We start from the raw sequence: 23,028 nt of genomic DNA, 5'->3' as shown, positions 1-23,028 counted from the left end.
ACTCGCCCATACCCATGACCATTTGACCCCGTCTCCCTATATTGCCTGATCCTTCGAATCAGGCAGCCCATGCGCGTTTTCAGCGTTCCCATCTCAGTTCCGTTCCTGCGCACGGTCGTCACGGCCCTGCTCGACGGGCGGCTGGTCGAGGGGTTCGAGGCGCGCAAGGAACCGGCGCGGCTGGCGGACGCCACGCTGTATCTGCCGACGCGGCGCGCGATGCGCGTCGTCCGCGAGATATTCCTCGACGAGATGAAGGCGGATGCGGTGGTGTTGCCGCGCATCGTCGCGCTCGGCGACATCGACGAGGACGAGCTCGCTTTCGCCGGCGAGAGCGAACAGTTTTCCGGGACCGCGCCGCTCGACATTCCGCCGCGCCTGGGCGAGCTCGAACGGCGCCTGACGCTGGCGCAGCTCGTCGCCGCCTGGGCCAAGGGCCCGGTGCTGGCGCCGCTGGTGGTCGGCGGGCCCGCCTCGACGCTGGCTCTCGCCGGCGACCTCGCGCGCCTGATCGACGACATGGTGACACGCGGCGTCGACTGGAGCGCGCTCGATGGGCTGGTGCCCGACAACCTCGACCGCTACTGGCAGCACTCGCTCGAATTCCTGCGCATCGCCCGCATCGCCTGGCCCAATCATCTCGCCGAGATCAACCGGATCGAGCCGGCCGCGCGGCGCGATCTTCTGATCGCCGCGGAAGCGAGGCGCTTGACCGCGCATCCAAATGGACCCGTGGTCGCGGCGGGCTCGACCGGCTCGATGCCGGCCACCGCAAAATTTCTCCATGCGGTCGCATTGCTGCCGCATGGCGCCGTGGTGCTGCCGGGCCTCGACACCGATCTCGACGACGACGCCTGGCGCAGCATCGGCGGCGTGCGCGACTCGCTCGGCAAGCTCGCGGAGCATCCGGCGTCGAACCATCCGCAATATGCGATGCATGCGCTGCTCGATCGCTTTGGCATCAAGCGCAGCGACGTCGAGATTCTCCACCCGCCAGCCGAAGGCGGCCGCGACATCCTTGCATCGGAATCGATGCGGCCGTCCGCCAAGACCGAGGTCTGGCACGACCGGCTGAAGCAGCCTGACGTCGCCGCGAAGATCGCGGGCGGCATGCAGAACCTCGCGGTGGTCGAAGCGCCCAATCCCGAGATGGAAGCGCTCGCGATCGCCATCGCGATGCGCGAGGCGCGCCATATCGATAAATCCGCGGCGCTGGTGACGCCCGACCGCGCGCTGGCGCGGCGGGTGATGGCGGCGCTGACGCGATGGGATCTCGCCTTCGACGATTCCGGCGGCGACGTGCTGATGGAAACCTCCGCCGGCACGTTTGCGCGCCTCGCGGCAGAGGCGGCGACCAAGGGCCTGGAGCCGCCGACGCTGCTGGCGATGCTGAAGCATCCGCTATGCCGGCTCGGCCGCGCGCCGGGCGCGTGGAAGATGGCAATCGAGAGCCTGGAGCTTGCCGTGCTGCGCGGCACGCGGCCGCCTGCGGGCACGGCCGGCCTCCTGCGCGAATTCAACCGCTTCCGCGAGGAGCTGGCGAAGCTGTGGCGCAGCGAGGTCTCCGCGCTGCATCGCGCCGAGCCGCGGGCGCGTCTCAAGGCCGAAGATCTCGATCGCATCCAAGCTCTGGTCGATGCCCTGCAGAAGGCATTGGCGCCGATCGAGAGCCTGCCGCCCGCGAAGCCCTATGACTTCGCCGAGCTCGCGCATCGGCATCGCGAGATCATGATCGAGCTGTCGCGCGACGAGCAGGGCATCCCGCTCGCCTTCGAGGATCGCGATGGACTTGCGCTCGCCGGCGCGTTCGACGACCTCTTGCGCGGCGGCTCGACCAGCGGATTGCTGGTGCAGCTAGCGGACTACGCGGACGTCTTCCAGACCGCGTTCGGCGATCGCGCGGTGCGGCGGCGCGACAGGCCGGGCGCACGCTTGCAGATCTACGGCCCCCTGGAATCGCGCCTGATGCAGGCCGACCGCATCATCATCGGCGGCCTGATCGAAGGTGTCTGGCCGCCGGCGCCGCGCATCGATCCCTGGCTCAGCCGGCCGATGCGACATGAACTTGGGCTCGATCTGCCGGAGCGCCGTATCGGCCTCTCCGCCCATGACTTCGCGCAATTGCTCGGTGGCGACGAGGTGATCCTCACCCACGCCGCCAAGGCCGGCGGCGCACCGGCGGTGGCCTCGCGCTTCCTGCATCGGCTGGAGGCGGTGGCCGGCGACGAGCTCTGGAAGGCGGCCATTCGCGCCGGTGAGACATACGTGCAGTTCGCTGCGGCGCTCGACCAGCCCGCCGAGGTGAAACCGATCAAGCAGCCCGAGCCGCGGCCGCCGCGCGCGACACGGCCGCTCAAGATGTCCGTCACCGAGATCGAAGACTGGCTGCGCGATCCCTACACGATCTACGCCAAACGTATCTTGCGGCTCGATGCGCTCGACCCCGTCGACATGCCGCTCTCGGCCGCCGATCGCGGTTCGGCGATTCACGATGCCATCGGCGAATTCACGGAAAGCTACGCGACGCGTCTGCCGGACGATCCCGCGCGGGTGCTGCGCGCGATCGGCGAGAAGCATTTTGCGCCGCTGATGGAGCGGCCCGAGGCAAGGGCGCTGTGGTGGCCGCGCTTCCAGCGCATCGCGCGCTGGTTCGGCGAATGGGAGACGGCGCGGCGCGAGGCGATCGAGGCGATCGTCGCGGAGACCCGTGGCGAGATCTCGATCATGCTTGATCCTCAGCGCAGCTTCCGCCTCTCGGCGCGCGCCGACCGCATCGAGCGACGCCAGGGCGGCTTCTATGCCATCCTCGACTACAAGACCGGTCAGCCGCCAACCGGCAAGCAGGTCCGCATGGGCCTGTCGCCGCAGCTGACGCTGGAAGCTGCGATCCTGCGCGAGGGCGGCTTCCCTGATATCGACGCCGGCGCCTCCGTGAGCCAGCTCGTCTATGTCCGCCTCAGCGGCAACAACCCGCCGGGCGAGGAGCGCATCCTCGAGCTCAAGTACAAGCCGGGCGACGAGCCGCAGCCGCCGGACACCGCGGCGGCTGAGGCAAGAGCCAAGCTGGAAGCGCTGATCCGCGCCTTCGAGGACGAGAACCAGGCCTATACCTCGCTGAACCTGCCGATGTGGGCGAACCGCTACGGCACCTATGACGACCTTGCCCGGATCAAGGAATGGTCCGCGGCTGGCGGATTGGGGATCGAGGAATGGTGAAGGCGCCGCGTCCCATCCCTGACGAGGTGCGCGCGCGGCAGGCGCGTGCGTCCGATCCGACTGCATCGGCCTTCGTCTCGGCCAATGCCGGCTCGGGCAAGACGCATGTGCTGGTGCAGCGCGTGATCCGCCTATTGCTGTCGGGCGTGCCGCCGGAAAAAATCCTCTGCATCACCTTCACCAAGGCCGCGGCCGCCAACATGGCGGAGCGCGTGTTCACCACGCTTGGCCATTGGGTGACGCTCGACGACGATGCGCTCGACGCGGCGATCCGCGCGGTCGGCATCCCGCATCCCGGCGCAAAACTGCGCCGCGACGCCCGAAAACTGTTCGCCTGCGCGCTGGAGACGCCGGGCGGGCTGAAGGTGCAGACCATCCACGCGCTGTGCACCCGCCTGCTCCAGCAATTTCCGTTCGAGGCCAATGTCCCCGCGCGCTTTGCCGTGATCGACGAGCGCGACCAGACCGACATGATGGAGCGCGCCAATCTGAAGGTCCTGCTGGAGGCCGCGCGCGATCCGGAGAGCGTCACCGGCCGCGCGCTGCTGACGGCGATGGCGAGCGCCGCTGATGTCACCTTCAAGGAGGTCGTGCGCGAGGCGTGCCTCAGCCGCGATCATTTCATGGCCTGGACCGACGAAGCCGGCAACGCGGAAGCCGCTGCCGCTCAGATGGCGGCGGTGCTGGGCGTCGACACGAGCGATCGGATCGAGGCCGTCGAGTCGGAGATTCTCGATGGCCCGTTCCTGCCGCGCGCGCGCTGGGACGACATTGCCTTCGCGCTGGAGGACGGCAGCAAATCCGACAATGACCAGGCAGCGCGGCTGCGCGCCGCCAAGGTGTTTTCCGGCAGCGATCAGGTCGATGCCTATCTGTCCGTGTTCCTCACCGAGGACAAGCTGCCGCGCAAGGCGGTGCTGACCAAGAAGTTCTGCGATCACAATCCGTCCGTGGCCCGCCTGTTCGAAGCCGAGGCGCAGCGCCTTGCAGGGCTGATCGAGAAGCGCCGCGCCGTGACGGTTCGCGACCGGACCGCGGCCCTGCTGCATATCGCGACCGCGGCCGCCGCGAATTACCGCCGCGAGAAGCAGGAGCGCGGCCTGCTCGACTACGACGACCTCATCGACAAGACGCTGGCGATGCTGGACCGCATCGCCTCGGGCTGGGTGCATTACAAGCTCGACCGCGGCGTCGATCACGTGTTGATCGACGAAGCCCAGGATACCAGCCCGCGGCAATGGGACATCGTCGCGCACATCATTTCCGAGTTCACCGCCGGCGAAGGCGCCCGCGATGGGCTGAACCGCACCATCTTCGCCGTCGGCGACGAGAAGCAGTCGATCTTCTCGTTCCAGGGCGCGGCTCCCCACGAGTTCGACGCACGACGGCGTGAGCTGCATCGCAAGTTCACAGCGGCCGGGCTGAAATTCGATCCGGTCGCCTTCACCTATTCGTTCCGCTCGGGCGCAACGATCCTGCATTCGGTCGACCACGTCTTCCGCGATCCCGCGATCTACAAGAGCATCCACTCGGTCGAGATCGGCCATCCCCTGCACAACGCGCTCGCCGATGCCGGCCCGAGCGTGATCGAGCTGTGGGACCTTGCGGAGGCCGACGATCGGCAGGAGATCGAGGGCTGGCGTGCGCCGTTCGACGGCGTCGCCGTCACCAGCCCCGAGGTCAAGCTTTCAAGACGCATCCAGGCCGAGATCAAGCGGCTGGTCGAAAGCGGCACGCTGACAGGGCACGAGGGCGAGCGTCGTCCCTTGCGCTATGGCGACATGCTGATCCTGGTGCGCCGCCGCGGCAACGCATTCGACGCCGTGATCCAGGCGCTGAAGCACGCCGGCATTCCGGTCGCCGGCGCCGACCGGCTCAAGCTCACCGAGCACATCGCGATCATCGACCTGATGAACCTTGCCGACGCGCTGCTGCTGCCGCAGGACGATCTCGCGCTCGCAGTGGCGCTGAAGAGCCCGCTGTTCGGGCTCGATGACGACGATTTGTTCACGCTTGCCCATGACCGCAAGGGATCGCTGCGCCGCGCGCTCGGCGACCATGCGGCCACAAGCGAGACATTCGCCACGGCGTTGCGACGCCTGGAAGCCTGCGAAATCCGTGCCCGCGAGGAAACGCCGTTCGCGTTCTACGCCTGGCTGCTGGGCGGCGATGGCGGACGTGCGCGCATCCTGCGCCGGCTCGGCCACGAGGCCAATGACGCGCTCGACGAATTTTTGGAGCTGGCACTGAACTACGAGCGCAAGGCGCCGGCCTCGCTGCAGGGCTTCATGGCCTGGCTGCGCTCGGCCGATACCGAGGTGAAGCGCGACATGGAGATCTCGCGCGACGAGGTGCGGGTGATGACCGTGCACGGCGCCAAGGGCCTGGAGGCCTCGGTCGTGTTCATGGTCGACACCACGTCCTCGCCCGCGGACTCGCAGCGGCTGCGGCTGATCCATGTGCCGCGCGGCAATGGCGGCGAGGTCGTGGTCTGGGCCGGCCGCAAAGCTGATGATCCCAAACCCGTCGCCGAGGCGCGCAAGGCAATGCTGGAGGAGACCGAGGACGAATATCGCCGCCTGCTCTATGTCGCGATGACGCGCGCGGCCGACCGGCTGATCGTCGGCGGCTGCATGCCCGGCAACATGAAGACGGTGCGCAAGCTGAGCTGGTACGACCTCGTCGACACTGGGCTTGCCGGCTCGGGCCTCGACAAGCAGGTGGTCGAGACGCCGCTCGGCAAGGTGACCCGGTTCGCACGCCCGGAGGATGTCGCGGCGTTGGGCGCGCCGGCGACCTCCGTGCACCAGACCATCGCCTTGCCGGACTGGCTGCGGACACCGGCGCCGCGCGAGACCATCGACGAGGATGCTGTGCGCCCCTCGGGCCAGTCTGCCGAGGATGGCCGCAGCGTCCGACCGGGCGAATCGGTGCAATCGCGCGCGCTGGCGCTGCAACGCGGCACGCTTGTTCACCGTTTGCTGCAATCGCTGCCCGAGATCGCCAGCGAGCGCCGGCGCGAGGCCGCGCTCGCCTTCATGGCGCGCAACGCCTCGGACTGGCCGGAGCCCGACCGCATCGCACTGGCCGACAAGGTGCTCGCTTTGATCACGGACCCGCGCTTTGCGCCGGTCTTTGCCGCCGGCAGCCGGGCGGAGGTGGCCATTGCCGGCCGGCTGGAGCGGCCGGGCCGCACCCCGGCCCTGGTGTCGGGGCAGATCGACCGGCTGGTCGTGCGCCCCGAGGAGGTCCTGATCGTCGACTTCAAGACCAACCAGAGCGCGCCCAAGAGCGCGGCCGAGGCACCGGCCGCCTATGTCCGCCAGCTTGCGCTGTACCGGGCGGTGCTGTCGCGACTTTATCCCCAAAAGCCGGTCAGGGCCGTCCTGCTCTGGACCGAGGCCCTTGAATATATGGAGATTTCGGCCCCCGCGCTGGACGCGGCGCTGGCATCCCTTCATCTCGGTGTGAGCGTCCTTGACCCGGCAAGGGGCCGTTCATAGGTTGACCGCATGATCCCGGGCGCGATTCCAGGTCGCGCCGATTCGCTTTCAACCGAGTGAGGTACTCCCAATGGCCGTTAGCAAGGTTTCCGACGCCGATTTCGAAGCCGAAGTGCTCAAGGCGAACGGCCCCGTGGTCGTCGATTTCTGGGCCGAATGGTGCGGCCCCTGCCGCATGATTGCACCCGCGCTCGACGAGATCGCCGGCGCGATGGGCGACAAGGTCAAGATCGTCAAGCTCAACGTCGACGAGAGCCCGAAGACCGCTTCGAAGTATGGCGTGATGTCGATCCCGACCCTGATGATCTTCAAGGGCGGCGAGATGGCCTCGCGCCAGGTCGGCGCTGCGCCCAAGGCGAAGCTGCAGCAGTGGATCACCTCCGCGGTCTGATCCACTGGCGCAGGATTATTGGCGCAAGATTATTTTCGACAACGGCCGGCGAAAGCCGGCCGTTTTGCGTTGATGGGGCGTGTTCAGCGTATGACGAGTCCCGCCCTTGCCTGCTCCTCCCCGAAAGCGCGACCGCAAGCGCACCTCTCTCGCCGCAATGGAGGCGCGTTCGGTCGACGCGATCCCGCGCGGCAAGGACTGGCAATATGAACCCAAGTGGGACGGCTTCCGTTGCCTGCTGTCGCGCAACGGCAGCGACGTCGATCTGCGCTCCAAATCCGGCGAGGACCTCGCGCGCTATTTCCCGGAAGTCGTCGCCGCGGCCTTGGAGCTGAAGGCCGACCGCTTCACGCTCGACGGCGAGATCGTCGTGCCGCACGGCAAGAGCTTTTCCTTCGACGCGCTGCTGCAACGCATTCATCCGGCGGCAAGCCGCGTGAAGAAGCTCTCGCAGGAGACACCGGCGCTCTACCTCATCTTCGATCTGCTCGCGACATCCAGAGAGAAAGGTCTGGCCGAGAAGACGCTGCGCGAAAGGCGGCCGGCGCTGGAAGCCTTCGCGAAAGCCAATCTCAGGGGCAGCCTCTTCCGTCTCTCGCCGACGACGATGAGCTACGCCACGGCAAACAAATGGCTGGCGCAATCCGGCGGCGGCTCGGACGGCGTCATCGCCAAGCGGATCGACCTGCCCTACCAGGGCGGAAATCGCGACGGCATGCAGAAGATCAAGAAATTTCGCAGCGCCGATTGCGTGGTCGGCGGCTTCCGCTATGCCACCAACAAGATCGCCGGCCGGAACGTCGTCGGCTCGCTGCTGCTCGGGCTCTACGACGATGACGGCCTGTTGCACCATGTCGGCTTCACCTCGGCGATCAAGGCGGAGGCCAAGCCGGCTCTGACCGATCGGCTCGAAGCGCTGATCGGCGAGCCCGGCTTCACCGGCAACGCGCCGGGCGGGCCGAGCCGCTGGTCGACCGAGCGTTCCGCAAAGTGGTGTCCGCTCAAGCCGAAGCTGGTGATCGAGGTCTGCTACGACCATTTCAGCGGCGAACGTTTTCGCCACGGCACCTCGATCCTGCGCTGGCGTCCCGACAAGGCGCCGCGGCAATGCACCTTCGAGCAGCTGAAGCAGAAGGCGGCCGATCCGATGAAGCTGTTGAAGTGACGCGGTCTCGTGCCCCGGACGCAGCGCAGCGCCTCTTCGGCGATGCTCTGCAGAGCCGAAGCCCATGTCGCGGCATCCTGGGTCCCGGCTCTGCGGCTCATCGCTTGCGCGATGCGCCTTGTCCGGGACACGAGCGGTTCTACTTGATCCACCCCGTCGCCAGCGCGTTCGCCAGCTCCGGCTGACCGTTGCGCTGCGCAAGTGCGGCCATGGCCTCGTGATCGTAGGCGACATGCCGGAAGGTCACCTGCCAGGCAGCATCGATGCGTTCGAGGATCGCATAGCGCGCGTGCGGCGTGCCGGCTTCGACGACATGCGGGACCGGATGCTTGTCGCGATAGCCGGGGCTGCCGACGCTGCCGGGATTGACGATCAGCCGGCCGTCGCGCAGGCGCACCGCGCGGGCGAGATGGGTGTGGGCGCACAGGATCAGCGATTGCGTGACGCCCTGCGCGAGCTGCTCGATCCGATCGAGCGGCGACAGCGCCACCGCGCCGTCGGGGTGGACGGTGTCGAGCCAGTACACCTCATCGCTGCCGGGCGTCGCATGGCAAAGGAAAACCTGCTCGCGGAAGACCCGCGTCATCGGCTGCGCGCGCAGCCAATCGAGGTGGGCGGCATCGAGCTGTTCGTAAGCGGGGCGATCCCACGAGCCCATCTTCTCCGGCGGACGGTCGAGCAAGTAACGGTCGTGATTGCCGAGGACGTGCACGGCGTCGAGCGGCATCAGGATCTCGATGGTGCGGCGCGCATCGAGCGGGCCACTCAGCATGTCGCCGAGATTGACGATGTCGGCGATGCCGAGCGCGCGGATGTCGGCGAGGACGGCCTCAAGCGCGAGGTAGTTTCCGTGGATGTCGGCAATCGCGGCAAAGCGCATTGGCATTTCTCACTCTCGTGCCCCGGACGCAGTGCAGCGCTTCTTTAGCGCTGCACTGCTCCGGGGCCCATGTTGCGGCATTCTGGGTCCCGGCTCTGCAGCTCATCGCTTGCGCGATGCGCCTTGTCCGGGACACGAGACCGTCTATGCAGGAGGCGTGCCGTTGATCGCCAGCACGTGGCCGGCGAGATACAGCGAGCCGGTGATCAGGATGCGCGGCGGCAGCTCGTAGGCGAGCTGCGCCAGGGCGCGCAGAGCGGCTTCGACGCCGGGGGCGGGCTCGACGCGCATGCCGAGGCTGCGCGCGGCATCAACGAGACGGTCGACCGGCATCGCATTCTCGATGTCGGGGATCGGCACTGCGATGATGTGACGGGTGAGGCCGGCGAAATTGGCGAGGAAGCCCTGCGCATCCTTGTTGGCCATCATGCCGGCGATGATCACCAGCGGCCGCGACACCCGCTCCTCGAGATCGCCGACCGCCGCCGCTGCCACGCGGCCACCTTCGGCATTGTGGCCGCCATCGAGCCAGATCTCCGAGCCCTGCGGACCCCAGGACAGCAGCTCGCCCGAGGTGAGGCGCTGCATCCGCGCCGGCCATTCGGCACTGAGGATGCCGGCCTCGAACGCGGCGTGGTTGACCTTCAGGTCCGGAAGCGCGCGCAGCGTCGCGATCGCGAGCCCGGCATTGGCGAATTGGTGGCGGCCGAACAGACGCGGCGCCGGCAGATCCATCAAGCCGCGGTCGTCGGAATAGACCAGGCGTCCGCGCTCGACATTGACGTGCCAGCTCTCGCCTGCGGCAAACAGCGGCGCACGCATGCGCCTCGCCTGCGCCTCGATCACGGCCATCGCCTCCGGCATCTGCTCGGCGCAAATCACGGGCACGCCGCGCTTGATGATCGCGGCCTTCTCGCCGGCAATCGATGCCAGCGTATCGCCGAGGAAATCCATGTGATCCATACTGACAGGCGTGATCACGCAGGCCGCAGGCTGATCGACCACGTTGGTCGAATCGAGCCGGCCGCCGAGGCCGACTTCGAGCAGCACGATTTCGGCCGGATTCTGCGCGAACAGCTGGAAGGCTGCCGCAGTCTTCAGCTCGAACAATGTCGCGGGTTCGCCGGCATTGACGCGTTCGACCTCTTCAAGCGCGGCAAGCAGCTCGTCGCCGTCGACAAGCACACCGCCGCCGACGCGTCCAAGCCGGAAGCATTCGTTGATGCGGACCAGATAAGGCGAGGTGTAGGCGTGGACGCGCAGGCCTGAAGCTTCCAGCGTCGCGCGCAGATAGGCCAGCGTCGAGCCCTTGCCGTTGGTGCCGGCGATGTGGATCACCGGCGGCAGCTTGCGTTCGGGGTGGCCGAGCCGATCGAGCAGGCGGTGCATCCGCTCCAGCCCGAGATCGATGCGCTTTTGATGCAGGGCCGACAGCCGCCCGATCACTTCGTCGAGCGGTGTCTTTGCACGGTCGGGGGAGGCGTTCACGCGTGCGGCGCAGCCGGCGCCGTCTCGGCGGCGGATACGATCTGCGCCGGGCTTGCGACCGGCTGCACGGACTTCGATGCCCCTTCCTGCGCCGGCGCCTTGGTCAAGAGGCGGCAGAGCCGCGCCAGGGTCGGGCGCAGCTCGTGACGGTGCACGACCATGTCGACCATGCCGTGCTCCTTGAGATATTCGGCACGCTGAAAACCTTCTGGCAGCTTCTCGCGGATGGTCTGCTCGATCACGCGCGCGCCGGCAAAACCGATCAGCGCGCCGGGCTCGGCGATCTGCACGTCGCCGAGCATCGCATAGGACGCGGTGACCCCGCCGGTGGTCGGATTGGTCAGCACGACGATGTAGGGCAGCTTTGCCTCGCGCAGCATCTGCACCGCAACGGTGGTGCGCGGCATCTGCATCAAGGACAAGATGCCTTCCTGCATGCGCGCGCCGCCGCTCGCCGCGAACACGATGAACGGCGACCTCTTCTCGACCGCGAGCTCCATCCCGCGCACGATGGCTTCGCCCGCGGCCATGCCGAGCGAGCCGCCCATGAAGTCGAAATCCTGCACGGCGACGACGACGGCGGCACCTTCGAGCTTGCCATAGCCGACCTTGACCGCGTCGTTCAAATTGGTCCGCGCCCGCGCATCCTTGATGCGGTCGACATATTTCTTCTCGTCGCGGAACTTGAGCGGGTCAGGCGTGACCTCGGGCAGCGCGACGTCGAACCAGGTCTCGTTGTCGAAGATCGACTTGAGACGCGCCACCGCGCCCATGCGCATGTGGTAGTTCGAGCCGGGGATGACGAACTGGTTGGCCTCGACGTCCTTGTAGAACACGAGCTGTCCGGAATCCGGGCACTTGATCCACAGGTTCTCCGGCGTCTCCCGCCGCAGCATGTTGCGGATCTTCGGCCGGACCACATTGGTAAGCCAGTTCATGGTTTGCTCCGATGTGCGATCCCGCTGGGAATCGCCTGAAGGATATATGGCGGCCGGACATCTGCCCGGCAAGCCGCCGTGTCGCCCGTCCCAACAGCGGAATTATGGCCTATTCCGCCGCGTGCTGTGCGCCCTTGACGCCCTGGGCCAGGGCGGCCGTCAGTTCGGCGACGGCGTTAACGGTTTTGGCGGTCGCCCGCCCCTCGGCATCGAGGCTGTTCTTGAGCGCATCGACCAGCGCGGTGCCGACCACCGAACCATCGGCCTTCTCGGCAATGGCACGCGCCGCCTCCGGCGTGCGGATGCCGAAACCGACGCAGATCGGCAGCCTGGTATGCCGCTTGATGCGCGCGACAGCTTCGCCGACGACATTGGCGTCCGCCGCTGCTGCACCGGTGATGCCGGCGATCGAGACGTAATAGACAAAGCCTGATGTGTTCGCGAGCACCGCGGGCAGGCGCTTGTCGTCGGTGGTCGGGGTCGCGAGGCGAATGAAGTTCAGGCCCGCCTTCAGAGCGGGAATGCAGAGCTCGTCGTCTTCCTCCGGCGGCAGATCGACGATGATCAGGCCGTCGACGCCTGATGTCTTGGCATCGGCCAGAAACTTGTCGACGCCGTAGATGTAGATCGGATTGTAATAGCCCATCAGCACCAGCGGCGTGACATTGTCGTCCTTGCGGAAGTCGCGCACCAGCTCCAGCGTCTTCTTCAAGGTCATGCCGATCTTGAGCGCACGCAGGCCTGCAGCCTGGATCGAGGGACCATCCGCCATCGGATCGGTGAAGGGAATGCCGAGTTCGATGACGTCGGCGCCGGACTTCGGCAGCGCCTTGACGATCTCGAGCGAAGTCGCGGGGTCGGGATCGCCGGCCATCACATAGGTGACAAAGGCCGCGCGGCCTTGGCTTTTCAGATCGGCGAAACGGGTATCGATACGCGTGGTCACTTCTTGCCCCTCAGGATGTCGCCGACCTGCGGGACGTCCTTGTCGCCGCGGCCGGAGAGATTGACGACCATCAGGTGATCCCTGGGCCGCTTCGGCGCGAGCTCCATCACCTTGGCAATGGCATGCGCGGGCTCGAGTGCGGGGATGATGCCTTCGAGCTTGGACAGCAGCTGGAACGCGGCGAGCGCCTCGTCGTCGGTTGCGGAGAGATAATTCACGCGACCGACCTCGTGCAGCCAGGAATGCTCGGGGCCGATGCCGGGATAATCGAGACCGGCCGAGATCGAATGCGCGTCCTGGATCTGGCCGTCGGCGTCCATCAAGAGATAGGTGCGGTTGCCGTGGAGAACGCCGGGACGGCCGCCCGCGATCGAGGCGGCATGCAGCTGGGTGAGGCCATGGCCGGCAGCTTCGACGCCGAAGATTTCGACCGTGGGATCGTCGAGGAACGGATGGAACAGGCCCATCGCGTTGGAGCCACCGCCGATGCAGGCGACCAGCGAATCCGGCAGGCGGCCCTCGATCTCCTGCATCTGCGCCTTGGTCTCGTCGCCGATGACCGACTGGAAATCGCGCACAAGCGTCGGATAGGGATGCGGGCCCGCCACCGTGCCGATGCAATAGAACGTGTTGTGCACGTTGGTGACCCAGTCGCGCAGCGCGTCGTTCATGGCGTCCTTGAGCGTGCGCGTGCCCGACTGCACCGGCATCACCTTCGCGCCCAGCATCTCCATGCGGATGACGTTGGGCTGCTGCCGCTCGACGTCGACGGCGCCCATATAGACCACGCATTCGAGGCCGAAGCGCGCGCACAGCGTCGCGGTGGCGACGCCATGCTGACCCGCGCCGGTCTCGGCAATGATGCGCTTCTTGCCCATGCGACGCGCCAGCATGATCTGGCCGAGCACGTTGTTCACCTTGTGCGAGCCGGTGTGGTTGAGCTCTTCACGCTTGAGGTAGATCTTGGCGCCGCCGAGATGTGAGGTGAGGCGCTCGGCGAAATAGAGCGGCGAGGGCCGGCCGACATAGTTCTTGAGATAGCCGTTCATCTCGGCCTGAAACGCCGGATCGGCCTTGGCCGCGGTGTAGGCCTTCTCCAGATCGAGGATGAGCGGCATCAGCGTTTCGGCGACGAAGCGTCCGCCGAAAATGCCGAAATGGCCGCGCTCGTCCGGGCCGCTGCGGTAGGAGTTTGGCTTGGCGATGTTCATCGGACACTCAACTCTTGACTTGCATCTTTGCTTGCGCGGGCGGCGCGGATGAAGGCCTTGATCATCTCCGGGTCTTTCACGCCGGGGGCGCTCTCGACACCGGAGGACACGTCGACGCCGCCGGCGCGGGTGACGCGAAGGGCCTCAGTGAGATTGTCGGCGTGCAGCCCGCCCGAGACCATGTAGGGCAGTTTCAGATCGAGGTTTTCGAGCAGGTGCCAGTCGAAGGGTTCCCCGAGACCGCCGGGCCGCGTCGCATCCTTCGGCGCGCGCGCGTCGAACAGGATGCGGTCGGCGACGGCGGCGTAACCGGGCAGCACCGCGAGATCGGCTGAGGTTGCGACCGGCACCGCCTTCATGACCGGGCGGCCGAAGCGGTGCTTGATGTCGCGCAGCCGCGCGACGCTCTCCTTGCCGTGGAGCTGGAAAATGTCCGGCGACAGCGCGTCCATGATGTTGTCGAGCGTTGCGTCATCGGCATCGACCGTGAGCGCCACCTTGAGCGCACGCCGCTGCACCTGACGGCCAAGATCGCGGCCGAGCTCCAGGGACAGGTGCCGCGGCGACGGCGGGAAGAACACGAACCCGACCATGTCGGCGCCGGCGCCGAGCGCCGTTTCGAGCGTCTCGGGCGTGGACAGGCCGCAGATCTTGACGAGCAGGGACATGGTCTCAAAGCAGGTAGAGGCCGCAGGTCCGCGGCCGGAAAACGGGGCTTTTCGGTCGGGGCCGCTTCTACAACGTCGCGCGCTGCTTGTCTCGCCCGACGGGCCCGTACAGGCCCATCCCGGAGGGAACGGGAAGGCGCTGGGACGCCGGCTTCGCCGCGGTCGCCTGGGCCCGCAGATCGGCCAGTTCGGCCCTGGCAATCCGGGCCTCCGCGTCATTCCGGCGCGCCGCGCGCCGCCAGCGCCGCTGGCCGAACCAGACGGCGGAGCCGCCCGCGACGACGCCCAGGGCCGCCGCCAGGATCAGCAGCAGGAACAGCGGCAGGGTAATCGACAGCGATGGGTCGTCGGCAATGAAGGGGTCGAAGGAGACGGTGACGAAATGCCGGTTGGCGACGGCGAACGCCACCAGGATCAGGCCCAGCGGAATCACGATCAGCGCGGTCAGGAACTTTCGCATCTCGCTTCGCTCGCCTTGAATCAAGCTTGCGGCCGCATCCTGTGCGACCGCGAAAAACCCTCAAGCGCGCTCACATCGCGCTTCAGTCTGCGCCGCCGGGATCCGGATGGTCGCGGTTGAGCCGCTCGCGCATTTCCTTGCCGGTCTTGAAGAACGGAACGCTCTTCTGATCGACGGGCACATGGGCGCCGGTGCGTGGATTGCGCCCGGCGCGCGCCGGGCGATGCTTGACCGAGAAGGCACCGAAGCCGCGCAGCTCGACGCGATCTCCGCGTGCAAGCGCCGCTACGATCTCTTCGAGAATCGCATTCACAATGTTCTCGACATCCCGCTGGTACAGATGCGGGTTGTGCTCGGCGATACGCTGAACAAGTTCGGATTTGATCATCGAGAGATAGGACCCGGAAGCATGCGGATGACCATTTCCGTGAAAATACCGTGATCTGTCAAGACGCTAAATCAAGGTTGGGCGTCGTGAAAATACGTGACAAATGCCGAAAAAGCAGGCTGCGCCGGCACGCGCCGGACGGGAAAAAGCTCTGGAACTCGCCTGCCGACGGTCAGTTGGACGCAGCCGGCTGCCACAAGGCCAGCATGCCATCCATTCCGAGCCGATCCACCGCCTGTGCGACGCCGGTTTGCCCGATCTGGTGCGCGATCGAGCCCAAACCGAGCGCTTCCAGCGTCAATGCGGCCGCGGTCTTCAGGAACGGCAGGTCGCCGAAGCGCGGCTGGAGCTTGTAATCGCGCACGGGAAGCCCCTTCTTGACGCCCTTCTGCTCGACCAGCCAGGTCACGGCCGTCTTCTCGTCGCCGATCTGGTCGATCAGCTTGAGATCGATCGCCTGGCGCCCGGTGAAGACGCGGCCGTCGGCAACTTTTTCGAGCTGCGTGTCATCCATGCCACGCCGCTCCTTCACCATTCCCTTGAACCAGGCATAGGAATCCTTCACCAGCGCGTCGAGCGCGGCGCGCGCCTCGGGACTGGTCGGCTCAAAACCGTTGGGCGCTGCCTTCAGCGGCGAGGACTTCACCTCCTCGACCTTCACGCCGATGGTCTTCAGGAGCTCGGTCACGTTGGGGTACTGGAACAGCACGCCGATCGAGCCGACCAGCGAGCTCTGTTGGGCGACGATGTGGTCGCTTGCAATCGCCGTGATGTAGCCTCCGGAGGCAGCGAGGCCCTCCACCACCACGACCAGCGGCTTTTTCGCCTTCAGACGGACGAGCGAGTCATAGAGCTGCTCGGAGCCGGCCGTGGTGCCGCCGGGCGAGTTGATGTGAACGATGACGGCGGCGGCCTGCGAATTCTCGAGCCGCTCCAGCGCCTGCGTGCGATCGGAATCGCTGCGGATCAATCCCTCGATATGGACGCGCGCGATCGAGCCGGCCGATGCGAAGGTGCCGCGTGCACCGGGTGTCGCAATCAGTGCGAAGCTTGCAATCGCCGCGATCGCGATCAGCGCAGCGATGACGCGCCAGAACGTCAGCTTGCGGCGAATCCTGCGGCGATCGACGATGATGTCCGAATCGAGCGACATCGGAATATCTCCAAATGAAAGATCAGGCGCGTTGTGCCGTCACGGCGTGACCATCAGCCTATCTGGATACATCAATTGCGGCGCAATTTGAAGAAAACAAGGCCTGGCGGCGGTGCGGGCAGGAGGCCGCCACATATTCAGACGTCGTCCCCGCGGAGGCGGGGACCCATACCCAAGGGAGGAGTAGTCGCGCGAGCTGTAAACAACGAGTCTTCGCCAAACTTGATCCTGTGGTTATGGGTCCCGGGCTCGCGCTTCGCGCGCCCCGGGACGACAGTCGCGTATGCCGCAACAAAAAAGCCCCGGCTTGCGCCGGGGCCTTGATGCAGCAAAACGGACGTTTCGCTTACTTGCTGTCGCGGTTCTTGAGCGCGGTGCCGAGGATGTCGCCGAGCGTCGCACCCGAATCCGAGGAGCCGTACTGCGCGATGGCTTCCTTTTCTTCGGCGACTTCGAGCGCCTTGATCGACACCTGGACCTTGCGGGCCTTCTTGTCGAACTGGATCACGCGGGCATCGACCTTCTCACCGACGGCGAAGCGTTCGGCGCGCTGGTCGTTGCGGTCACGGGCGAGCTCGGAGCGCTTGATGAAGGTGGTGAAGTCGGTACCGGCGATCTTCACCTCGATACCGCTCTCCTTCACTTCGAGCACTTCGCAGGTCACGACCGCGCCCTTCTTGACATCGCCCGGCTCGGCGAAGGGGTCGCCTTCGAGCTGCTTGATGCCGAGCGAGATGCGCTCCTTCTCGACGTCCACATCGAGCACCACGGCCTTCACCATGTCGCCCTTCTTGTAGTTGTCGATCACCTGCTCGCCCGGAAGCTTCCAGTCGAGATCGGAGAGGTGGACCATGCCGTCGACGTCGCCCTCGAGACCCAGGAACAGACCGAACTCGGTCTTGTTCTTGACCTCGCCCTCGACAACCGAACCGGTCGGATGCTTCTCGACGAAGACCTCCCAGGGGTTGCGCATGGTCTGCTTGAGGCCGAGCGAGATGCGGCGCTTGACGGAATCCACTTCCAGCACCTGCACGTCGACTTCCTGCGAGGTCGACACGATCTTGCCGGGGTGCATGTTCTTCTTGGTCCACGACATCTCGGAGACGTGGATCAGGCCTTCGATGCCCGGCTCGAGCTCGACGAACGCACCGTAATCGGTGATGTTGGTGACGCGGCCGGTGAAACGGGCACCCAGCGGGTACTTGGCTTCGATGCCCTGCCACGGATCGTCCAGCAGCTGCTTCATGCCCAGCGAGATGCGGTGCGTCTCGTGGTTGATCTTGATGATCTTGACCTTCACGGTCTGGCCGATCGAGAGCACCTCGGTCGGATGGTTGACGCGGCGCCACGCGATGTCGGTGACGTGCAGGAGGCCGTCAATGCCGCCGAGGTCGACGAACGCACCGTAGTCGGTGATGTTCTTGACCACGCCGTCGATGACCTGACCCTCTTCGAGGTTCTGCACCAGCTCCTGGCGCTGCTCGGCGCGGGTCTCTTCGAGCACCGTGCGGCGGGACACCACGATGTTGCCGCGGCGACGGTCCATCTTGAGGATCTGGAACGGCTGCGAGTTGTTCATCAGCGGCGCAACGTCGCGGATCGGACGGATGTCGACCTGCGAGCGCGGCAGGAAGGCCACGGCTCCGTCGAGGTCGACGGTGAAGCCGCCCTTGACCTGGTTGAAGATGACGCCGTTGACCTTCTCGTTGTTCTGGAACGCCTTCTCCAGCTTGCCCCAGCTCTCTTCGCGGCGCGCCTTGTCGCGCGACAGCACGGCTTCGCCGAGGGCGTTCTCGATGCGATCGAGGAACACTTCCACCTCGTCGCCGACCTTGAGGTCGCTGTCACGGCCGGGGCCGGAAAATTCGCGCAGCGCAACGCGGCCCTCGGTCTTCAGGCCGACGTCGATGACGGCCATGTCCTTTTCAATTGCAACCACCTTGCCCTTGACGACGGAGCTTTCCTGCAGGTTGCCGCCTGCGAAGGACTCGTCGAGCATCGCGGCGAAATCGTCGCGCGACGGGCTATAGGTATCAGCAGAAGTCGAAGCCATTTGTTCTCCAGTTGCGGATGTCTTGCCGGCCGTTGGGTTCATGGGCGCATCGCGCGCGCAGTGTCGGAAGGTCCGCAAGACCTTCGAGCGACCGCTCGTTGCCCCGGCCTTGCGACCAGAGCAGCGGAAGCGGGCCGGCTGAGGCCCGCGCGTTCGATACGTTGAAAGCTTTGTCCGGAACCTGGATCGCGCCGGTCCCGAAACCGGGACGAAGCGTATCGACCTCAAAGAGCGGGAGCGGGCACTTCCTCCAATGACGGCGGCGGCTTAACCCCGCGACCGGCCCGCTCGGACAGCCTCGATAATGTCGATGGCGGCCCGGACGCCGCCTTCTATATCCAGTTGGGAGTTATCTAGCAAGTAAGCATCCGGGGCCGGTTTTAAAGGCGCAATCGGCCGGTTCTTGTCGCGTTCGTCGCGCTGGAGGATGTCGGCGAGCACGGCCGCCTCGTCCGCATCCTCGCCCCGCGCCCTGGCTTCCATGGTGCGGCGACGGGCGCGGACCTTGGGGTCGGCGACCACGAAGATCTTCACGTCGGCGTGGGGGCAGATCACGGTTCCAATATCCCGGCCGTCGAGCACGGCGCCCGGCGGATCGGCGGCGAATTGCCGCTGGAAATTGACCAGAACCTCGCGAACCCGAGGGATTGCCGAGACGATCGAGGCGCCCTCGCCGGCTTTCTGGGTCTTCAGCGCGGGATTGCCGAACTTTTCGGGATCGAGCTCCAATGCGGCCTGCACCGCAGCCGCCTCGTCGTTGAGATCGTGCCCTGACTGCATCAGGGCATAGGCCACCGCACGATAGATCACGCCGGTATCGAGATGACGATAGCCGTAATGGTGGGCGAGACGCTTGCCGAGCGTCCCCTTGCCCGAGGCCGCGGGCCCGTCGATGGCGATGATCATGAGAACTCGGCCCCTAACGAACGCATCATCGGAATGAAATCCGGAAAGCTGGTGGCGATGAAGGCGGTGTCGTCGACGGTCACGGGCTGATCGGAGGCGCAGCCCATCACCAGCGCGGACATCGCGATGCGATGGTCCATGTGGGTGGCGACAGTGCCGCCACCCGGGACGTGGCCGCGGCCCTCGACGATCAGATCGTCGCCGGAGACCTCGACCTTGACACCGTTGACGCGGAGCATGGCGGCGGTCGCCTCCAGGCGATCGGATTCCTTGACGCGCAGCTCCTGCAGGCCGCGCATGATCGTGGTGCCTTCGGCGAACGACGCCGCCACCGCCAGCACCAGATATTCGTCGATCATCGACGGCGCGCGCTCCGGCGGCACCTCGACGCCGCGCAGTTTCGAGGCGCGCACGCGCAATTGCGCCATCGGCTCGCCGGCATCGCCCCGCACTTCGCTCTCCTCGATGAAGGCGCCCATTTCGCGCAGCGTGGTGAACAGGCCGGTGCGCAGCGGATTGGTCATGACGTCTGACAGCACGACATCGGAGCCCTCGACGATCAGCGCCGCGACGATCGGGAAGGCGGCCGACGAGGGATCGGCGGGCACCACGACATTGGCGCCATGCAGCTCGGGCTGGCCGACCAGCGTGATGCGGCGGCCGTGCTGGCCTTCCTGCACCGAAGTGATATCCGCGCCAAAATGCTTCAGCATCAGCTCGGTGTGGTCGCGGCTGGCCTCGCTCTCGATGACAGTGGTGACGCCCGGGGCAGCCAGGCCAGCCAGCAGCACGGCCGATTTGATCTGGGCCGAGGCAACCGGGGTCTTGTAGGTGATCGGCAGCGGATCGCGCGCGCCCTGGAGGGTCAGCGGCAGGCGCCCGCCCTCGCTGCCCGCGGTGACCTTGGCACCCATCTTTTCCAAGGGATCGAGGATCCGGCGCATGGGACGGCTGCGCAACGAGGCATCGCCGTCGAACACCGCCGAAATCGGGCAGCCGGCGGCGGCGCCCATGACCAGCCGGCAGCCGGTGCCGGAATTGCCGAAATCCAGCGGCGCCCTGGGCTGGGCGAAGCCTCCGACCCCGACGCCGTTGACCCTCCAGGCGAAATCGCCGGTGCGCTCGACCCTGGCGCCCAGCGCCTGCATCGATTTGGCAGTGTTGAGGACGTCCTCGCCCTCGAGCAGGCCCGAAATTCTGGTCTCGCCGACCGCGAGCGCGCCCAGGATCAGGGCGCGGTGGGAGATCGACTTGTCGCCGGGCACCCGTACTTTCCCGGTCAGGGGACCGCTGGCGCGAGACTGGAGCGGTCTCGGTTGGTCGGAATGGGTCAAGATTGTGTCCTTGAATAGGCCCGATGGGCTGGCGCGCAGGTATCACATGGTCCGCGCCCCGTCACGGGCATGTCGTTCTCCCGTAATGCGCTATTGACAGCGGGCCGCCAACTAGCCAAGTGAAGCACCGCTTTTCAGACATTCCCAGGATTCCTGCCGTGGCCAAGTCCGAACTCGGAACCAAACGTATTTGCCCGACCACGGGCAAGAAGTTCTATGACCTCAACAAGAATCCGGTGATCTCGCCCTATACCGGCGAAGTGGTGCCGATCGCTCCGGTTGCTCCTGCGCGCGCGCCTCGTGGGGCCGAGGCCCGCAACATGGCCCAGGACAACGCGCCGGAGCCGGCAGAGGCCGAGGAATTGGTCTCGCTCGAGGAGGCCGATGCCGAGGAGAACACCGGCAAGGTCAAGGCCGTCGTGCCCGAATCGGAGGACGATATCGAGGTCGACGAGACCCTCGACGACGATGATGACGACGATTCGACCTTCATTGCCGACGAGGAAGAGGGCGATGAGGACGTGACCGACATCATTGGTGATGTTGGAGGTGATGAAGAGACTTGAGATCAGCCCTGATCTGTGAAAAAGGGTGCACCGCGCGAGTCGGATAGGCTCGCCGGTCCGGGGTGATCGACCAGGTTCACCCCGTCTAAGGTTAAGGGGCCATAGCTCAGCTGGGAGAGCGCTTGCATGGCATGCAAGAGGTCGGCGGTTCGATCCCGCCTGGCTCCACCAGCCTTCGCTCGCTTCGCGAGCTACGGCTCGGCAAGCCAGCCCCGCTCCATCGTAGCGAAGTGAGCGAAGGCTGCCGCGGCGTAGCCCGAAGGGCGAAGCCGGGCCCCATCAGATAGAACGCGGGTGTAAGCTCCCCCTCGACGACTGGGGAGTGTGCCGTGAAATACGTCTACATTCTGAGAGCCTCGATTCCCTTCACTTTCCTCGATTCCCTTCACTTTTATGTCGGGATCACCGACGACCTGCGAACCAGACTGGCAAAGCACAATGCTGGCGAGGTGCCCCACACCTCGAAATACGGGCCTTGGCGTCTCAAGACTTACGTCGCATTCAGCAACGAGAAGCAGGCCGTCGCATTCGAGAAGTACTTGAAGTCAGCGTCCGGTCGCGCCTTCGCCAAGAAGCGGCTCTAACCCCTACTCCCCGATCACCGCATTCAGCCGATCCCTCAGCGCGACGATCTCGTCTTTCATCGCCACCAGCTCCGACACCGAGCAGTCCGATGCCGCCAGGATCGAGTGCGGCACGGCGCGCGCCTTTTCCTTCAGTGCATGGCCCTGCGGCGTCAGGGCGATCAGGACCTGGCGTTCGTCCTCGCGCGAGCGGGTGCGCTTGACGAGATGGGCGGCCTCGAGCCGCTTGAGCAGCGGCGTCAGCGTGCCCGAATCCAGGAACAGCTTGTCGCCGATGTCCTTCACCGGCACGTCGTCGCGCTCCCACAGCACCAGCATGACCAGATATTGCGGATAGGTCAGGCCGAGCCGATCGAGCAGCGGCTTGTAGACGCGGTTGAAGGCGTGCGTGGCGGAATAGACCGCGAAGCAGATCTGGTTGTCGAGGCGAAGCGGGTCGACCGCCGTTGATTTCCGGGCCATGACGAATCTCGTACGTTTCTCCCATTCTGGGCCCGGCCGGCGGCGCATTCAATTGCGAACAATTAAATGTGAGACGCGCCGATTTAGATTGCGCGCAATCTAAATTGCCTGCGATAAAGCTGGCACCCCAACCTGGAAAGACCCGAGGAGACGAAAATGTCCGTGAACGTCCTCTACAAGACCAGCGCCAAGGCCACCGGCGGCCGCGACGGCCATGCTGCGACCCTCGACGGCGCGCTCGACGTCAAACTCACCACGCCGAAGGAGCTCGGCGGTGGCGGCGGCGCCGGCAACAATCCCGAGCAGCTGTTCGCGGCCGGCTATGCCGCCTGCTTCATCGGCGCGATGAAGTTCGTGGCTTCGCAGGGCGGCCCGAAGGTTCCGGCCGATGCCTCCGTCACCTCGACCGTCGGCATCGGCCCGCGCTCGGAAGGCGGCTTCGGCCTCGACATCGATCTTGCCGTCTCGCTGCCGGGCCTTGCCCGCGCGGAGGCCGAGGCGCTGGTCGCCAAGGCGCACCAGGTGTGCCCGTACTCCAATGCCACGCGCGGCAATGTCGACGTTCGCCTGACGGTCGTCTGATCGGCAGCGCGGATTGGCTGGCCCGGGATCCCCCTCGGGCCGGCCGCTTCCGACTGAATTTGCCACCGCGCGGCATGGCAGCGCAGCCGCGCATGCGGCCCTACGCGAGGGCCCATTGCTGGCGCAAACAAACC

At 66.1% G+C, this 23,028-nt stretch carries 20 protein-coding genes and 1 tRNA gene; 8 read left to right on the top strand and 13 right to left on the bottom strand.

Features of this window, described 5'->3' with window-relative positions; translation table 11 throughout:
* Window positions 1–69 precede the first annotated feature (69 nt).
* From addB to N2602_RS01505, 4 genes are all read left to right on the top strand, one after another.
* Window positions 70–3,216: a double-strand break repair protein AddB gene (addB, locus tag N2602_RS01520; RefSeq protein WP_260381539.1), complete on the top strand. Its 3,147-nt coding sequence runs from the start codon at window positions 70–72 to the stop codon at window positions 3,214–3,216.
* Complete coding sequence (addA, locus tag N2602_RS01515; RefSeq protein ID WP_260381538.1) at window positions 3,210–6,719, top strand: double-strand break repair helicase AddA; 3,510 nt, start codon at window positions 3,210–3,212, stop codon at window positions 6,717–6,719. Before addB ends, addA begins: the two co-directional genes overlap by 7 nt.
* Window positions 6,720–6,789: 70 nt before the next feature.
* The gene (gene trxA, locus N2602_RS01510; protein ID WP_008540017.1) at window positions 6,790–7,110 is read left to right on the top strand and encodes a thioredoxin; all 321 of its coding nucleotides are present in this window, start codon (window positions 6,790–6,792) and stop codon (window positions 7,108–7,110) included.
* Window positions 7,111–7,267: 157 nt separating this feature from the next.
* Complete coding sequence (locus N2602_RS01505; RefSeq protein ID WP_260383818.1) at window positions 7,268–8,275, top strand: ATP-dependent DNA ligase; 1,008 nt, start codon at window positions 7,268–7,270, stop codon at window positions 8,273–8,275.
* A 139-nt stretch (window positions 8,276–8,414) separates the two neighbouring features.
* On the opposite strand, the gene N2602_RS01500 is transcribed toward N2602_RS01505, so the two are convergent.
* From N2602_RS01500 to aroA, 12 genes are all read right to left on the bottom strand, one after another.
* Complete coding sequence (locus N2602_RS01500; protein WP_260383817.1) at window positions 8,415–9,155, bottom strand: metallophosphoesterase; 741 nt, start codon at window positions 9,153–9,155, stop codon at window positions 8,415–8,417.
* A 144-nt stretch (window positions 9,156–9,299) separates the two neighbouring features.
* On the bottom strand, window positions 9,300–10,643 hold the full coding sequence (locus N2602_RS01495; RefSeq protein ID WP_260381537.1) for a folylpolyglutamate synthase/dihydrofolate synthase family protein: 1,344 nt from the start codon (window positions 10,641–10,643) through the stop codon (window positions 9,300–9,302).
* On the bottom strand, window positions 10,640–11,581 hold the full coding sequence (gene accD, locus N2602_RS01490; RefSeq protein ID WP_172788597.1) for an acetyl-CoA carboxylase, carboxyltransferase subunit beta: 942 nt from the start codon (window positions 11,579–11,581) through the stop codon (window positions 10,640–10,642). Before accD ends, N2602_RS01495 begins: the two co-directional genes overlap by 4 nt.
* Before the next feature lie 109 nt (window positions 11,582–11,690).
* Entirely contained in the window at window positions 11,691–12,527 is an 837-nt protein-coding gene (trpA, locus tag N2602_RS01485; protein ID WP_260381536.1) for a tryptophan synthase subunit alpha, read from the bottom strand.
* Window positions 12,524–13,738, bottom strand: coding sequence for a tryptophan synthase subunit beta (gene trpB / locus N2602_RS01480; RefSeq protein WP_260381535.1), 1,215 nt, complete (start codon window positions 13,736–13,738; stop codon window positions 12,524–12,526). Before trpB ends, trpA begins: the two co-directional genes overlap by 4 nt.
* A complete protein-coding gene (locus N2602_RS01475; protein WP_260381534.1) occupies window positions 13,735–14,406 on the bottom strand; it encodes a phosphoribosylanthranilate isomerase in 672 nt (223 codons plus the stop codon). The genes trpB and N2602_RS01475 overlap by 4 nt, the downstream gene beginning before the upstream one ends.
* 67 nt (window positions 14,407–14,473) lie before the next feature.
* Window positions 14,474–14,866, bottom strand: a complete 393-nt coding sequence (locus tag N2602_RS01470) for a lipopolysaccharide assembly protein LapA domain-containing protein (RefSeq protein WP_212257926.1) — start codon at window positions 14,864–14,866, stop codon at window positions 14,474–14,476.
* Window positions 14,867–14,948: 82 nt separating this feature from the next.
* Complete coding sequence (locus tag N2602_RS01465) at window positions 14,949–15,254, bottom strand: integration host factor subunit beta (protein WP_124162406.1); 306 nt, start codon at window positions 15,252–15,254, stop codon at window positions 14,949–14,951.
* Between the two features lie 172 nt (window positions 15,255–15,426).
* Window positions 15,427–16,407 carry a signal peptide peptidase SppA gene (gene sppA / locus N2602_RS01460; protein WP_260381533.1) on the bottom strand — a complete coding sequence of 327 codons (981 nt, stop codon included), beginning with the start codon at window positions 16,405–16,407 and terminating at the stop codon, window positions 15,427–15,429.
* A 346-nt stretch (window positions 16,408–16,753) separates the two neighbouring features.
* Window positions 16,754–18,460, bottom strand: coding sequence for a 30S ribosomal protein S1 (gene rpsA / locus N2602_RS01455; RefSeq protein ID WP_172788603.1), 1,707 nt, complete (start codon window positions 18,458–18,460; stop codon window positions 16,754–16,756).
* 267 nt (window positions 18,461–18,727) lie between these two features.
* The gene (gene cmk, locus N2602_RS01450; RefSeq protein ID WP_172788604.1) at window positions 18,728–19,366 is read right to left on the bottom strand and encodes a (d)CMP kinase; all 639 of its coding nucleotides are present in this window, start codon (window positions 19,364–19,366) and stop codon (window positions 18,728–18,730) included.
* Window positions 19,363–20,700 carry a 3-phosphoshikimate 1-carboxyvinyltransferase gene (aroA, locus tag N2602_RS01445; protein ID WP_260381532.1) on the bottom strand — a complete coding sequence of 446 codons (1,338 nt, stop codon included), beginning with the start codon at window positions 20,698–20,700 and terminating at the stop codon, window positions 19,363–19,365. The genes cmk and aroA overlap by 4 nt, the downstream gene beginning before the upstream one ends.
* Window positions 20,701–20,858: 158 nt before the next feature.
* Here aroA and N2602_RS01440 point away from each other — a divergent pair, with 158 nt between their 5' ends.
* The 3 genes from N2602_RS01440 (at window position 20,859) to N2602_RS01430 (ending at window position 21,850) form a co-directional block, all read left to right on the top strand.
* Window positions 20,859–21,266, top strand: a complete 408-nt coding sequence (locus tag N2602_RS01440; RefSeq protein ID WP_172788606.1) for a TIGR02300 family protein — start codon at window positions 20,859–20,861, stop codon at window positions 21,264–21,266.
* Between the two features lie 95 nt (window positions 21,267–21,361).
* A tRNA-Ala gene (locus tag N2602_RS01435) sits at window positions 21,362–21,437 on the top strand.
* A 158-nt stretch (window positions 21,438–21,595) separates the two neighbouring features.
* Window positions 21,596–21,850, top strand: coding sequence for a GIY-YIG nuclease family protein (locus N2602_RS01430; protein WP_260381531.1), 255 nt, complete (start codon window positions 21,596–21,598; stop codon window positions 21,848–21,850).
* Between the two features lie 3 nt (window positions 21,851–21,853).
* Here the strand turns inward: N2602_RS01430 and N2602_RS01425 are convergent, their stop codons facing one another.
* Window positions 21,854–22,312: a MarR family winged helix-turn-helix transcriptional regulator gene (locus N2602_RS01425; protein WP_260381530.1), complete on the bottom strand. Its 459-nt coding sequence runs from the start codon at window positions 22,310–22,312 to the stop codon at window positions 21,854–21,856.
* A 156-nt stretch (window positions 22,313–22,468) separates the two neighbouring features.
* On the opposite strand from N2602_RS01425, the gene N2602_RS01420 reads away from it, so the two are divergent.
* Window positions 22,469–22,894 carry an organic hydroperoxide resistance protein gene (locus N2602_RS01420; protein WP_018645071.1) on the top strand — a complete coding sequence of 142 codons (426 nt, stop codon included), beginning with the start codon at window positions 22,469–22,471 and terminating at the stop codon, window positions 22,892–22,894.
* Window positions 22,895–23,028: the final 134 nt, after the last annotated feature.

The organism is Bradyrhizobium sp. NC92 (assembly GCF_025200865.1).
In the GTDB taxonomy this organism is placed as follows: domain Bacteria; phylum Pseudomonadota; class Alphaproteobacteria; order Rhizobiales; family Xanthobacteraceae; genus Bradyrhizobium.
Note: the sequence above shows the minus strand (reverse complement) of the source record. Positions and strands in the feature narration are given on the sequence as shown.